Annotated in this window: 14 protein-coding genes; 4 read left to right on the top strand and 10 right to left on the bottom strand. The window is 38.1% G+C overall.

The window, feature by feature from the left end:
- Positions 1-81: 81 nt before the first annotated feature.
- Positions 82-606, top strand: a complete 525-nt coding sequence (locus SJY24_RS10900; protein ID WP_377864627.1) for a DinB family protein — start codon at positions 82-84, stop codon at positions 604-606.
- A 32-nt stretch (positions 607-638) separates the two neighbouring features.
- Here SJY24_RS10900 and SJY24_RS10895 read toward each other — a convergent pair whose 3' ends face one another.
- A complete protein-coding gene (locus tag SJY24_RS10895) occupies positions 639-944 on the bottom strand; it encodes a YoqO family protein (protein WP_377867236.1) in 306 nt (101 codons plus the stop codon).
- Positions 929-1,294 (bottom strand): YoqO family protein, encoded by a 366-nt coding sequence (locus SJY24_RS10890; protein WP_377864626.1) that lies wholly within the window; start codon positions 1,292-1,294, stop codon positions 929-931. The genes SJY24_RS10895 and SJY24_RS10890 overlap by 16 nt, the downstream gene beginning before the upstream one ends.
- A gap of 165 nt (positions 1,295-1,459) precedes the next feature.
- Between SJY24_RS10890 and SJY24_RS10885 the strand changes: the two genes are divergently transcribed.
- The 3 genes from SJY24_RS10885 to SJY24_RS10875 all read left to right on the top strand — a co-directional run bounded on the left by SJY24_RS10885 (position 1,460) and on the right by SJY24_RS10875 (position 3,964).
- The gene (locus SJY24_RS10885; RefSeq protein WP_377864625.1) at positions 1,460-2,845 is read left to right on the top strand and encodes a hypothetical protein; all 1,386 of its coding nucleotides are present in this window, start codon (positions 1,460-1,462) and stop codon (positions 2,843-2,845) included.
- A gap of 164 nt (positions 2,846-3,009) precedes the next feature.
- A complete protein-coding gene (locus SJY24_RS10880; protein ID WP_098777360.1) occupies positions 3,010-3,264 on the top strand; it encodes a YbeF family protein in 255 nt (84 codons plus the stop codon).
- Positions 3,265-3,286: 22 nt separating this feature from the next.
- On the top strand, positions 3,287-3,964 hold the full coding sequence (locus SJY24_RS10875; protein ID WP_377864624.1) for an HAD family hydrolase: 678 nt from the start codon (positions 3,287-3,289) through the stop codon (positions 3,962-3,964).
- Between the two features lie 40 nt (positions 3,965-4,004).
- On the opposite strand, the gene pyrE is transcribed toward SJY24_RS10875, so the two are convergent.
- From pyrE to pyrB, 8 genes are read right to left on the bottom strand one after another with little or no spacing between them, the layout of a single operon-like run.
- On the bottom strand, positions 4,005-4,637 hold the full coding sequence (pyrE, locus tag SJY24_RS10870) for an orotate phosphoribosyltransferase (RefSeq protein WP_000711457.1): 633 nt from the start codon (positions 4,635-4,637) through the stop codon (positions 4,005-4,007).
- Positions 4,634-5,350, bottom strand: coding sequence for an orotidine-5'-phosphate decarboxylase (gene pyrF, locus SJY24_RS10865; RefSeq protein ID WP_000083488.1), 717 nt, complete (start codon positions 5,348-5,350; stop codon positions 4,634-4,636). The genes pyrE and pyrF overlap by 4 nt, the downstream gene beginning before the upstream one ends.
- On the bottom strand, positions 5,335-6,264 hold the full coding sequence (gene pyrD / locus SJY24_RS10860) for a dihydroorotate oxidase B catalytic subunit (RefSeq protein ID WP_001081053.1): 930 nt from the start codon (positions 6,262-6,264) through the stop codon (positions 5,335-5,337). Before pyrD ends, pyrF begins: the two co-directional genes overlap by 16 nt.
- A complete protein-coding gene (pyrK, locus tag SJY24_RS10855) occupies positions 6,261-7,040 on the bottom strand; it encodes a dihydroorotate oxidase B electron transfer subunit (RefSeq protein ID WP_000983345.1) in 780 nt (259 codons plus the stop codon). The genes pyrD and pyrK overlap by 4 nt, the downstream gene beginning before the upstream one ends.
- Positions 7,037-10,255, bottom strand: a complete 3,219-nt coding sequence (gene carB, locus SJY24_RS10850; protein WP_377864623.1) for a carbamoyl-phosphate synthase large subunit — start codon at positions 10,253-10,255, stop codon at positions 7,037-7,039. The genes pyrK and carB overlap by 4 nt, the downstream gene beginning before the upstream one ends.
- Positions 10,240-11,337: a carbamoyl phosphate synthase small subunit gene (locus tag SJY24_RS10845; protein ID WP_377864622.1), complete on the bottom strand. Its 1,098-nt coding sequence runs from the start codon at positions 11,335-11,337 to the stop codon at positions 10,240-10,242. Before SJY24_RS10845 ends, carB begins: the two co-directional genes overlap by 16 nt.
- A complete protein-coding gene (gene pyrC, locus SJY24_RS10840) occupies positions 11,334-12,620 on the bottom strand; it encodes a dihydroorotase (protein WP_377864621.1) in 1,287 nt (428 codons plus the stop codon). Before pyrC ends, SJY24_RS10845 begins: the two co-directional genes overlap by 4 nt.
- Complete coding sequence (pyrB, locus tag SJY24_RS10835; protein ID WP_097844198.1) at positions 12,604-13,518, bottom strand: aspartate carbamoyltransferase; 915 nt, start codon at positions 13,516-13,518, stop codon at positions 12,604-12,606. The genes pyrC and pyrB overlap by 17 nt, the downstream gene beginning before the upstream one ends.
- Positions 13,519-13,665 lie beyond the last annotated feature (147 nt).

Genomic DNA, 13,665 nt, shown 5'->3' with positions numbered 1-13,665 from the left:
TCATGAACTTTTTAACAGGAGTTTTTCTTTACACATAGAATTCCTTCTCTGGAGTAATTGTTTAAAGAGGGGGAATTTTAATTGAACTTTGTAATCGATAAGATAGATGGTTTACAAGTTGAGTTTTCAAAACTTGTTTCCATGATGAATTACGCTCGTTATACAACAATGCAAGCTGTCGAAGGCTTAACAATTGAAGAACTTGATTATTTATATGATGAGGAAGCAAATTCAATTGGCATGTTATTGTACCATATGGCCGCTATTGAATTTTACTACCAGATTCATACTTTTGAAGACCGTGAACCAACGGAGGCTGAATTAGAACGTTGGTTACCTGCTGTTGAGTTAGGAAATCTTGGACGTGAGCAAATAAAAGGGAACTCAATAGAATTTTACATAAATATGTTACAAGAAGTACGTTCCAAAACGATTGAAACTTTTCAATCGTTACCTAATGAATGGCTATTTAAAACGACAGACTTTTGGCATGACAAACCAGCAAATAACTACTTTAAGTGGTTTCACGTATTTGAAGATGAGATCAACCATCGCGGACAAATTCGTTTAATTAAAAAGATGCAAAAAGCTCATTCAGTAAAGTAAGAAAATGCCACCGAATAAGGTGGCATTTTCTTTTATTCATTAACGAATAACTTTTCGTTTACTTTTTTAGCGACTACCGCTACCGAAATTAAAATGCATATTAAATATAGCAATTTCGCAATAAACAACCACCCTTCAAACATTACAATTCCATCTATTATCTCATTTCCTTTCAATAACAAAAACGGAATCGTGCTAATTATAATAACAAACTCGATACTGAAAACAATTTTCTTTTTTCGACTATATGCTTTCCATTCATCCCAGCGATACATAGGAGCAAAAATCAATACTCCTATACATAATATAACTGGTACCCATCCTACTTCTCCTTTAATATGTAACTTGCTATGCTTATAACAATTCTTAGAAAAATAACAACTACAAGTACAATATAAAGACCTTTTGCAGAAGACATCCATTCTTGAAAAATAGACATTTTCTCCATCTGTTTCTGCCCTTCTATTAAAATAAACCCTATGAAAAATGAGCAAACAACAATGATACCTATCATAATTCCGATACTTTTCTTACTATATTGTTTCATATCATCCCAGTTATATAAAAGTATAAATACAAACCCGAAAACAGGTATGATACTTATCCATTCATTGCTTGTAAACAGATTTAAAATGATTAATAGACTACAAGATATGATGAATCCCCAAAATCCAATTTTTTTGCGCATAAGCCCTCCTCAAATTCCATTTTTAGGATTAATTGTATTGTAACATCCATTTATTATTCTTACCATTACAGTACATGAAATTTCACTTTTTCTTTTTCCTATACTCACATACCTTCACCGCTTTCATACAATGAACTACACGAATGCCTAAAGGATGTGAATGTTATGGGAGTTGAATTAACGCTGTTGCACGCTCTCTATATTCTTTGTTTACTCACTATTATTACCTTTTTTATTCTTCGAAAAGATACGACAATTATTTGTATTGTTTTTATCTTTTTATTAGCATTAACCGCTACAGGTTCTATCCCTCTTGCTATTAGCGGTATTTTTCAAAGTTTCATTTACGCCATTACTGAGCTATTACCAACAATATTGATCATCTCCATTATCGTATCAATGAGCAATCTACTCGTTCATACTGGCATAAATGATACGATGATTTCACCATTTACAAAAATGATTCGTACCCCTACCCTCGCCTACTGGATTATCGGCCTTTTGATGATGACAATTTCTTTCTTTTTTTGGCCTTCTCCAGCTGTTGCCTTAATGGGGGCTATTTTATTACCTGTCGCTGTACGCGTCGGCCTTCCGCCAATTGGAGTTGCCATTGCTATGAACTTATTCGGACATGGCATCGCCTTATCTGGTGACTTCGTAATTCAAGGTGCACCGAAATTAACTGCAGACGCTGCTGGTCTTCCTGTTTCCAGCGTTGTTTCTGCCAGTGTTCCCCTCGTAATTGTTATGGGCATTGTGACAACTTCCGTCGCATTTTTCTTCTTACGAAAAGAATTTCATACAGGCTTATCTATACAAGAATCTATTCCATCAACTGAGTCTTCTAAAACGCTCACTATATTATCTCCTCAGACAAAAAAATGGCTCGCTATTTGTATTCCGATCGTATATGCCATCGATATCCTTTGCATGATTCAATTTAACCTACAAGGAAGCGACGCAACTGCACTTATCGGCGGGACGACTGTTATTATGATTATCATCATTTCCCTCATCGCCTACAAAGGAAATGGGCTAAATAAAACGACCGATTATTTTATAGAAGGGCTCCAATTTGGATTTAAAATCTTCGGTCCAGTTATCCCAATTGCTGCACTCTTTTATTTAGGAGATAGCGGCTTTGTGAAAATTATCGGGGACTATTTACCGAAAGGTTCACATGGAATCATTAACGACTTAGGAATCGCCTTATCTCAAACTGTTCCTTTAAGCCAATATGTATCGGCAGGAACATTAACTATCGTTGGTGTCATAACAGGCTTAGATGGATCTGGCTTTTCCGGTATATCACTTGCTGGTTCGATTGCCAATCTTTTCGGAACAGCACTTGGGCATGGAACAGCTACATTAACAGCACTCGGGCAAATTGCTGCCATCTGGACCGGAGGCGGGACTTTAATTCCTTGGGCGCTTATTCCTGCCGCTGCTATTTGTAAAGTAGATCCATTTGAACTCGCACGCCGAAATTTTTTGCCAGTTATTATCGGCTTAATCGTCACCACTATCGTTGCGATGTTTATCCTGTAACGTAAGCAAGATAATACTTGCTTACGCCTTTTTAGGCTAAATATTGAAATATACTAACCTTCAAAAGGGTTTATTTATTACGTAGCGAAATTATATTAAGAGAGTAATTATTTCAAAACGTTTACACGGAACATATTACTTCTACCAGAAAAGGGGACATAACTATGAATGAATTGATTTTCGTCTTATTAATTTGTCCATTACTTATCTTTATCGTTTCTGTTATTGGAACACGTAGAACGAAAACGTATTACGTAATGCCGATTGTAACGTTTGCTAGTTTTTTAATAATAGGTGTTATCGCCTTTACTCCAAAATTTTTCTTTTGGGTTGGCATGTACAGCATCTTCTCGTTTATCGTTTCTTATATGACTCTATTGTTTGTGAGAGGATATGAAGTTGTAGAAAGCACGAAGTAATACTTAATAAGGAGATTGTAATATGATTTTCTTTGATGTCGATGGAACTTTACTTGATTATGAGACTGCTGAAAGAAATGGTATTATAGATTTCTTTCAAATATATAATACTATTTTTTCAGGTAATGAATTAGAGGCCACGAAACTATGGCATGAATTATCCGAACAATATTTCAACAAATTTTTATCCAAAGAATTATCTTTTCAAGAACAACAAGGGATGCGAATGTATCATTTATTTAAAACATATGGAGTAAACTTATCACCCGGGGAATCTCAGCACAAATTCAATCAATATATAGAACTATATAAGAACAACTGGGCCGCGTTTGAAGATGTACACTATACATTACAGACCTTGCAGCAAGGAGGGCACTCATTAGGTATCATTAGCAATGGTGATTATGAGCAACAAGTCGAAAAATTAACTGCTCTAAACATTCTACAATATTTCAAATACATATTTACCTCTAGTGAAATTGGTATATCGAAACCAGACCCTGAAATTTTTCAAAGAACTGTATTACAATCGAATCTTGAAATGAAAAATTGCTATTATATTGGTGATCGATTAGAAACAGATGCAATTAGTAGTACAGCAGCTGGAATGCGAGGGATATGGTTAAATCGGGATAACTTGCAACTCAAGTGTGATGTTCCTACTATCTATTCTTTACATGAAATTTTAACAATTATATAAAAAAAACGACCGCGTTCCCCCGCGGTCGTCTTTTTTCGTGTTACGCTGTGATCCAAGCTTCATTAGCTGGATTTTTACGCCACTCTTGTAATTTTTTCGTTTCAGCTTGTCCGATCATACCTTTTTCTGCTGCAACTTCAGTTAATGCACTGTAATCACTTAAAGAATATGACGCTACGTTAGCTGCTTCTAATTTTTCTTTTCCTGACTCTAGCTCGTATGTGAAGATTGATACGATTCCTAATACTTCACAGCCAGCTTCGCGAAGTGCTTCTACACATGTAATTGCACTACCGCCAGTTGAAATTAAGTCTTCTACTACTACTACTTTTTGACCTTTTTCAGCTTTTCCTTCGATTTGGTTCCCTTTACCGTGACCTTTTGCTTTACTACGTACGTAGCACATCGGTAAATCCATACGATCGCTTACCCATGCAGCGTGCGCAATACCAGCAGTTGCTGTTCCTGCAATAACTTCTACAGTTGGGAAGTGCTCTTTAATTAACTCTTCTAATCCAGCTGCAATCGCTTGGCGTACTTTTGGATAAGATAAAGTTAAACGATTATCACAATAAATTGGTGATTTCATACCAGAAGACCAAGTAAATGGATCATTCGGCTGTAAAAATACTGCTCCAATTTCTAATAAATGCGATGCGATTTCTTTTTTCATACTGTTACACCTTCCCACTGTTGTTTTACTGTTTTATACGCTTCAAGCGGATTTTCTGCTTTTGTAATACTACGTCCAACTACGATGTAGCTTGAACCAAGTTCCCTCGCACGTTTCGGTGTTGCTACGCGCACTTGGTCATTTACATCATCGCTTGCAAGACGAATCCCCGGTGTTACTGTTACAAATTCATTTCCGCATACTTCACGTAATTTTGGAACTTCAAGTGTTGAACAAACAACTCCATCAAGTCCACTTTCTTTCGTTAATTTTGCATAATGAGCAACCGCTTCTTCTAACGTTTTCTCAATGCCGATCTCTTTTTTCATCATAGCTTCCGAAGTGCTTGTTAGTTGTGTAACTGCAATACAAATCGGTCTCTCTTTTCCTTCTTGCTTACCTTCCTCTAATCCCTCAATCGCAGCTTTCATCATACTGCTTCCCCCAGCAGCATGAACATTTACCATATCAACATCTAGACTAGCTAGGCTACGCATAGCACTTTTTACTGTATTCGGAATATCATGAAGTTTTAAATCTAGGAAGATCTTATGCCCTTTTTCTTTTAAGTACGTAATAATTGCAGGGCCTTCTTTGTAAAATAACTCCATACCAACTTTGACAAATAACTCTTCCCCTTCAAAGTGGTGTAAGAATTGTTCTACATCTTGTTTCCCTGGAAAATCTAGTGCAACAATTAACGACTGTGACATGTTTGCTTCCAGCTCCTTCCTTGACACTCCGAAATATGATCAAATCCTAATTCATCTAGTAATGCTGGTAACTCTTCAATAATTGTCGGACATACGAACGGGTCTATGAAGTTCGCTGTACCTACTGCAACCGCACTTGCGCCAGCATAGAAGAATTCAATTACATCTTCCGCAGTTTCAATACCACCCATTCCGATAATCGGAATGTTAACCGCTTGACTTACTTCATGTACCATACGAATTGCTACTGGCTTAATCGCTGGCCCTGATAGTCCGCCTGTACGGTTTGCTAAAATTGGTTTTGCAGTTTTTAAATCTAGACGCATACCAAGCAATGTATTAATCATCGTTAAACCGTCCGCACCCGCATTTTCAATTGCTTTTGCAATCTCCACAATGTTTGCCACGTTCGGTGACAATTTCACATATACCGGTACTTCAGAAACCTCTTTTACTCGCTTCGTTAAATCAGCAGCAATTTCAGGATTCGTACCAAAAGCGATACCACCCGTTTTTACGTTTGGACAAGAAATATTTAATTCTAGCGCATGAACATTAGGTGCCTTTGAAATTTCCTTCGCAACTGCTACATAATCCTCAGCTTGTGAGCCAGCAACATTTGCAATAATCGGAAGATCAAATTGCTCGAGAAAAGGTAATTCAGAATTCATTACCTTTTCTAATCCAGGATTTTGAAGCCCGATTGCATTTAGCATTCCGCCTGGTGTTTCAGCAACACGAGGAGTCGGATTTCCATAGCGTGGTTGTTCTGTCGTCGCTTTAATCATAATTGATCCAAGTACACTTAAATCATAGAACTGTGCATACTCACGACCAAATCCGAAGCAACCAGATGCTGGGATGATTGGATTTTTTAATGATAACCCTGGTAATTCAACTTGCAATCTGTTCATAGTACAACCTCCCCGATTGGAAATACTGGTCCGTCGCTACACACCTTCTTGTAAGAATGTCCACTCGGATCTGCTTGCAGATGGCATACACATGCGAAACATGCTCCAATGCCACAACCCATACGCTCTTCTAATGAAATGTAGGCTTTTCTCTCTTTATAGCGTCCTTCTAATGCACGAAGCATCGCTAAAGGTCCACATGAGTATAGAATGTCAAAGTCAATTCCATAGCTATCAATTACATCTGTTACAAAGCCTTCTGTACCATGCGTACCATCAACTGTTGCAACATACGTATCACCAAGCTCTGCAAATTTCTCTTCATAGAAGACAACATCTTTCGTTTGGAAACCTAAGATGTGAATAACGCGTACTCCCTTTGCTACAAGACGCTGTGACAATTCATATAGTGGTGGTACACCAATTCCCCCTCCAACTAATAGAGCCGTTTGTCCAGCTTCTGCTTCTTCTACAGGAAAACCATGTCCAAGTGGTCCTAGCACATCTACAAGTTCGCCTTGTTTTCTTTTTGCTAATGTTTTTGTTCCTTGTCCTTCCGCACGATATAGCATTGTAAATTCGTTCTTATCTTGATCGACATTACAAATACTAATTGGGCGGCGCAGAAGGGGCGCAATGCCCTCTGCTACCTTAATGTGTACAAACTGCCCTGGGTCGTTCATTTGCTGCACAAGATCCCCTTGAAGCACTAATTCGTAAATGTTTTTTGCGATTTCTTTTTGGTTAACGACGATCATATTTTGCTTTTGCATCATGCATGTACCACCTCGTGACGCTTCGTTTGCGTAATTTCTTTCATTGAATGAGCTGAGAATGTCATAGATTCTAATACTCGTAAGATTGCTCTCGTTGTATCAAGTGATGTTAAGCAAGCCACACCATTTTCTACTGATTCACGGCGAATGCGGAAACCATCACGCGCTGGCTGTTTGCCTTTTGTTAATGTATTGATTACAAACTGTGCTTTTCCTTGACGGATAATATCAAGTAAGTTGTATTCTTCAGAATCAATTTTATTTACAACTTGCACTGGAATGTTTTGCTCTGCTAACGATTGTGCTGTTCCAGCTGTTGCTAATAAGTTATAACCGATTTCGTGGAAACGTTTTGCAATTTCCATTGCTTCTTCTTTATCTTTATCCGCTACAGTGATGATTACTGATCCGTGCGTTGGGATGTTAATTCCTGAAGCAACTAACCCTTTGTATAATGCTTTTTCAAGTGTTAAGTCTTTACCCATTACTTCCCCTGTTGATTTCATTTCAGGTCCTAATGTTGTATCAACTGAACGTAGCTTCGCAAATGAGAATACCGGTGCTTTTACATACACTTCTTTCTCTTCTGGGTGATAACCAGTTCCATATCCTTGTTCTACAAGATCTTGACCTAAAATAACTTTCGTTGCAACATTCGCCATCGGTACGCCTGTAATTTTACTTAAGAATGGTACTGTACGGCTCGCACGTGGATTTACTTCAATTACATACACTTCATCTTTAAATACTACAAACTGAATGTTTAGTAATCCAACAATGTTTAAACCTTTTCCAAGTGCAATTGTATGTTCAATAATTTGTTCTTTCAGTTTTGCAGATAAGCTTTGTGGTGGATATACTCCGATTGAGTCACCAGAGTGAACTCCAGCGCGTTCAATATGTTCCATAATACCTGGAATGAATACATTCTCACCGTCTGAAATTGCATCTACTTCAATTTCTTTACCAACCATGTAACGATCGATTAATACTGGGTGATCTGCGTGAACTTTAACGGCATTTTTCATGTAGTGCAGCAGTTCTTCTTGACGATATACGATTTCCATCGCGCGTCCACCTAGTACGTAAGATGGTCTTACTAATACTGGGTAACCAATTTTGTCAGCGATTGCTACTGCTTGCTCTACAGTCGTTGCTGTTTTACCAACTGGTTGCGGGATACCAAGCTGTGTTAGAGCTGCTTCAAATTTATCACGATCTTCTGCACGGTCTAAATCTTCAAGTGATGTTCCTAAGATTTTCACACCGTGAGCCTCTAATTTAGCAGCTAAGTTAATTGCCGTTTGTCCACCGAATTGGACGATAACACCTTCTGGTTTTTCCAAATCGATAATGTGCATTACATCTTCGATTGTTAATGGTTCAAAGTATAATTTGTCAGAAATACTGAAGTCTGTTGAAACTGTTTCTGGATTGTTATTAACAATAATTGCCTCATATCCAGCTTCTTTAATTGCCCATACAGAGTGAACTGTTGCATAGTCAAACTCAACCCCTTGACCGATACGGATTGGACCAGATCCTAGTACGACAACACTCTTACGATCTGTTCTAACCGATTCATTCTCGTCACCATATGTGCTGTAGTAGTATGGTGTTGCAGATTCAAACTCTGCCGCACAAGTATCTACCATTTTATAAACAGGAGTTATATTGCTTTCTTTACGTATATCGTAAATTTCACGCTCTGTTTTGTTCCAAGCATTGGCGATGTAATGGTCACTGAAGCCCATTTCTTTCGCTGATTGTAATACTTCCATATTTCCTGCATTTGCTTTTACTTCGCGTTCCATGTTTACGATATTTTCAACTTTTTGTAAGAAGAAGAAGTCCATTTCACACCAATCGTTGATTTCTTCTTTCGTTACACCTTGACGAATTGCTTCCGCTACAATAAACAGTCTCTCATCATCAGCTTTTATAATGCGTTTTTTCATTGTCTCTTTATCAAGCTCTTTTAAATGCTCTAACTCTAAGTGATAAACACCAAGTTCTAAAGAACGAATCGCTTTTAATAATGATTGCTCTAAATTACGTCCGATTGACATAACTTCACCAGTTGCCTTCATTTGTGTACCAAGCGTTCTGTTCGCTGATTCAAACTTATCAAATGGCCAGCGCGGAATTTTTGAAACAACATAGTCTAATGCTGGTTCGAAACAAGCGTATGTTTTTTGTGTTACTGGGTTTATAATTTCATCTAATGTTAAACCGACTGCAATTTTTGCCGCTAGCTTCGCAATTGGATATCCAGTCGCTTTAGATGCTAGTGCAGATGAACGACTTACACGCGGGTTTACTTCGATTACATAGTATTGGAAGCTATGTGGATCAAGTGCAAGCTGAACGTTACATCCACCTTCAATTCCTAATGCACGAATAATTCGTAATGAAGTGTTTCGTAACATTTGATATTCACGGTCACTTAATGTTTGGCTCGGTGCTACAACGATAGAATCACCTGTGTGAACCCCAACTGGATCGATATTTTCCATGTTACATACTACAATCGCGTTATCATTTGAATCACGCATTACTTCATATTCAATTTCCTTACAACCAGCAATGCTCTTTTCTAATAAACATTGTGTTACCGGACTATGTTTTAATCCACCTGATACGATTTCAATTAGTTCTTCTTCATTACTACAGATTCCGCCACCTGTTCCCCCCATTGTAAATGCTGGGCGAACAATAACTGGATAACCAATCTCTTTTACAAATTCATGTGCTTCTTCTAGCGTATGAATAATCGTACTAGATGGAATTGGTTCATTTAATTCCTGCATTAATGTACGGAATAAATCACGATCTTCCGCTTGCTCGATTGCTGATAATTTTGTTCCTAAAATTTCAACTCCACACTCTTCAAGTATGCCTGATTTCGCAAGTTCAACAGCCATATTCAGGCCTGTTTGACCACCTAATGTTGGTAGGATTGCATCTGGACGTTCTTTACGAATGATACGGCTTACGAATTCTAGTGTTAATGGTTCTATATATACTTTATCTGCTGTTGCAGTATCTGTCATAATTGTTGCTGGGTTAGAGTTAACAAGGATTACTTTGTAACCTTCTTCTCTAAGAGATTGACAAGCTTGTGTACCAGAGTAATCAAACTCTGCTGCTTGCCCAATTACAATTGGTCCTGATCCGATTACTAAAATTGTGTTAATGTCTAGGCGTTTTGGCATAACTCTTCCCCTTCTTTCTTGAAGTTTTCAATCATTTCTAAGAAATCTTCGAATAAATCGTTTGCATCTTCTGGTCCTGCAGAAGCTTCTGGATGGTATTGCACTGTAAATGCTGGGAACTTCGTATGACGAAGACCTTCTACTGTTCCATCATTTAAAGCAACATGTGTAATTTCAAGTTCTGTATTTTTAACTGATTCTTCTTCTACTGCGTAACCATGATTTTGAGATGTAATTGCTACTTTTCCAGTTGCAAGATGTTTTACTGGATGGTTTAAACCACGGTGACCAAATTTTAACTTACTTGTATTCGCACCAGATGCTAGAGCGAATAGTTGATGTCCTAAGCAAATTCCGAATAAAGGAACTTTACCGATAATGTCTTTTAACATTTCAATTGCTTCTGGTACATCTTTCGGATCTCCAGGTCCGTTACTTAACATAATTCCATCTGGGCTAAGGCGTAAAATTTCTTCTGCTGTTGTATTGTAAGGTACTACAATTACATCACAGTCACGTTTATTTAATTCTCGTAAAATACCATGTTTCATTCCGAAGTCTACAAGTACAACTCGGTGTCCACGGCCTGGGCTTGGGTATGGATCTTTCGTTGATACGCGTTTCACGTGATCTGTAAATACTGTCGCTTTTAATTGGCTCACGATGTATTCTACATCTGCATCCATGTTACAAAGGCGGCCGCGTAATGTACCGTATTGACGAATTTTTCTCGTTAATTTTCTCGTATCAATTCCTGCTAACCCTGGGATGTTTCTTTCTTTTAAGTAATCATTTAACGAAATTTCATTACGGAAGTTTGATGGATGATCACAAATTTCGTTTACGATTAAACCATTTACAGATGGGTGAATCGATTCAAAATCGTCACGGTTGATGCCGTAGTTTCCGATTAATGGGTACGTAAATGTTACGATTTGACCGCAATATGATGGATCAGATAATGTTTCTTGATATCCAGTCATTCCTGTTGTGAATACAACCTCACCTGACTTTTCAATTTCTCCTCCGAAACCTTTTCCAATTAATGCTGTTCCATCTTCTAAGATAAGTTGTCTTTTCATACTAATGCACTCTCCTTTTGCCATGCGATCTTACCACCAACGATTGTCATTACCGGCCATCCTTGGCATTTCCAACCTGCGAATGGTGTATTTTTTCCTTTTGATAAGAATGTTGTTGGGTCAATCTCTTCTTCTTGTTCTAAATCAATGATTGTAATATCAGCTGTTCTACCTTCTTTTAGGCGACCTGCTTCTAAGCCGAATGTATCAGCTGGCTTTTCTGTTAAGAATTGAATTAACTGCTCTAGTGTAATAATTCCTTTTTTCACAAGGTTTGTGTATAGAAGCGGGAATGCTGTTTCAAAACCAGTAATTCCGAATGGTGCTCTTTCAATTCCTTGTGCTTTCTCTTCCGCTGTATGCGGTGCATGGTCAGTTGCGATCATATCGATCGTTCCATCTAGTAATCCTTCAATTAATGCTGCATGATCGTCTTTTCCACGAAGCGGTGGGTTCATTTTAAAGTTAGGATCAGCTGATGGGATATCATCTTCACATAACACTAGGTGATGAGGTGTTACCTCTGCTGTTACTTTAATTCCAGCTCGTTTCGCATCACGAATTACGCGTACAGAACCTTTCGTACTTACGTGACATACGTGATAGTGACAATCTGCCGCTTCAGCAAGCAGTATATCCCTTGCAATATGTACAGATTCACATACTGATGGGATACCGTTTAATCCGTGTTTCTCAGAAAACTTCCCTTCATGTACACAACCTTTATTAATAAGAGTATTCTCTTCACAGTGCGCAACTACTGCCATATTTAATTTCGCTGCACGCTTCATAGCAGCTAACATCATGCTAGCATCTTGTACGCCTACACCGTCATCAGTGAAAGCAAATGCTCCAAGTTCTTTTAATGTTTCGAAATCTGTCATTTCAGAACCAGCTTGGCGTACTGTAATTGCTCCGTATGGTAGTACGTTGACATGCGCTTTTTCTTTAATACGATTTTGCAAGTCTTCCATATGTTCTCTGCAATCTGGTACTGGGCGTGTATTTGGCATTGCACAAATTGTAGTGAATCCACCTTTTGCCGCTGCTAGTGTACCTGTTTCAATTGTTTCTTTATGTTCACCACCTGGTTCACGAAGATGTACGTGTACATCTACTAATCCAGGTGCGATTAACTTTCCGTTCACATCGATTACTTCAGCATTATCTGCCGTAATATTTTCTGCTACCTTAGCGATTTTACCGTCTTGTACGAGAAGATCTGTTGCTACGATTTTTCCTTCTTCATTCATATAACGACCATTTTTAAACAAGTAATTCATGTTTCATTCCTCCTAATACATTTGGTAAGGCGCGTTTTAGTACAGCCATTCTTACGTAAACTCCATTTTCCATTTGTTTAAATATGCGTGAACGCTCACACTCAACAAGTTCACTTGCAATTTCAACATCACGGTTTACAGGAGCTGGATGCATAATAATGCTTCCTTCTTTCATACGCTTTTCTCTTTCCACTGTTAATCCGTGTTTCTCATGATACTCTTTCATAATGTCTGTTTCATAATGATCATGACGCTCATGTTGTACACGAAGTAACATCATTACATCCACTTCTGGAACAAGTTCATCTAATGGTTTGTATGTTCCAAACGTGCTGTCTTCATCTTTCCACTCTTCTGGACTTGCAAAGTAAATTGTTGCACCCAGTTTCGTTAATGCTTCTGCATTAGAACGTGCTACTCGGCTATGACGAACATCTCCTACTATCGCAATCTTTAATCCTTCAAATCTCCCGAACTCTTGTTTAATTGTAAGAAGATCGAGTAGGCACTGCGTTGGATGGTTTCCACATCCATCTCCAGCGTTTAAGATTGGGATATTTACCTGATCTTTTAGTTCATCGAAGTAGCGATCTTGCTCATGGCGGACGATCACCGCTTTTGTTCCGATTGATTCTAGTGTTCTTATCGTATCGTATAAAGTTTCTCCTTTTTGTACGCTAGATGCATCAGCTGAAAAATTTAAAACATCAAGTCCTAATCTCTTCTCAGCAACTTCAAAGCTAAATCTCGTTCTCGTACTATTCTCAAAGAACAAGTTCGCAACAAAAGTTTGCTCTGTCGTTTTGCTCTCTTTTCCATTCGCGAAATCTTCTGCGTCTTTTAGGATTTCTGAAATTTCTACTTCCGATAATTCACTCATCGTTAACAAATGGCTCATCGTCATCCCTCATCTTTCTGATTTTTATGTTACCACTTTTGTATTTTTATAACAACATCTGCATAAAAATACCCTAGTCATGTGAGACTAGGGTGCAAGGAAGAAGCCACCCTTTCCGGTCTCACAGGACTGAATTAAAAGGTTATT

This window comes from Bacillus sp. R86525 (assembly GCF_042466195.1).
GTDB classification, from domain to species: Bacteria; Bacillota; Bacilli; order Bacillales; family Bacillaceae_G; genus Bacillus_A; species Bacillus_A nitratireducens.
The sequence above is the reverse complement of the archived record's forward strand: the minus strand, read 5'-3'. Positions and strand labels throughout refer to the sequence as shown.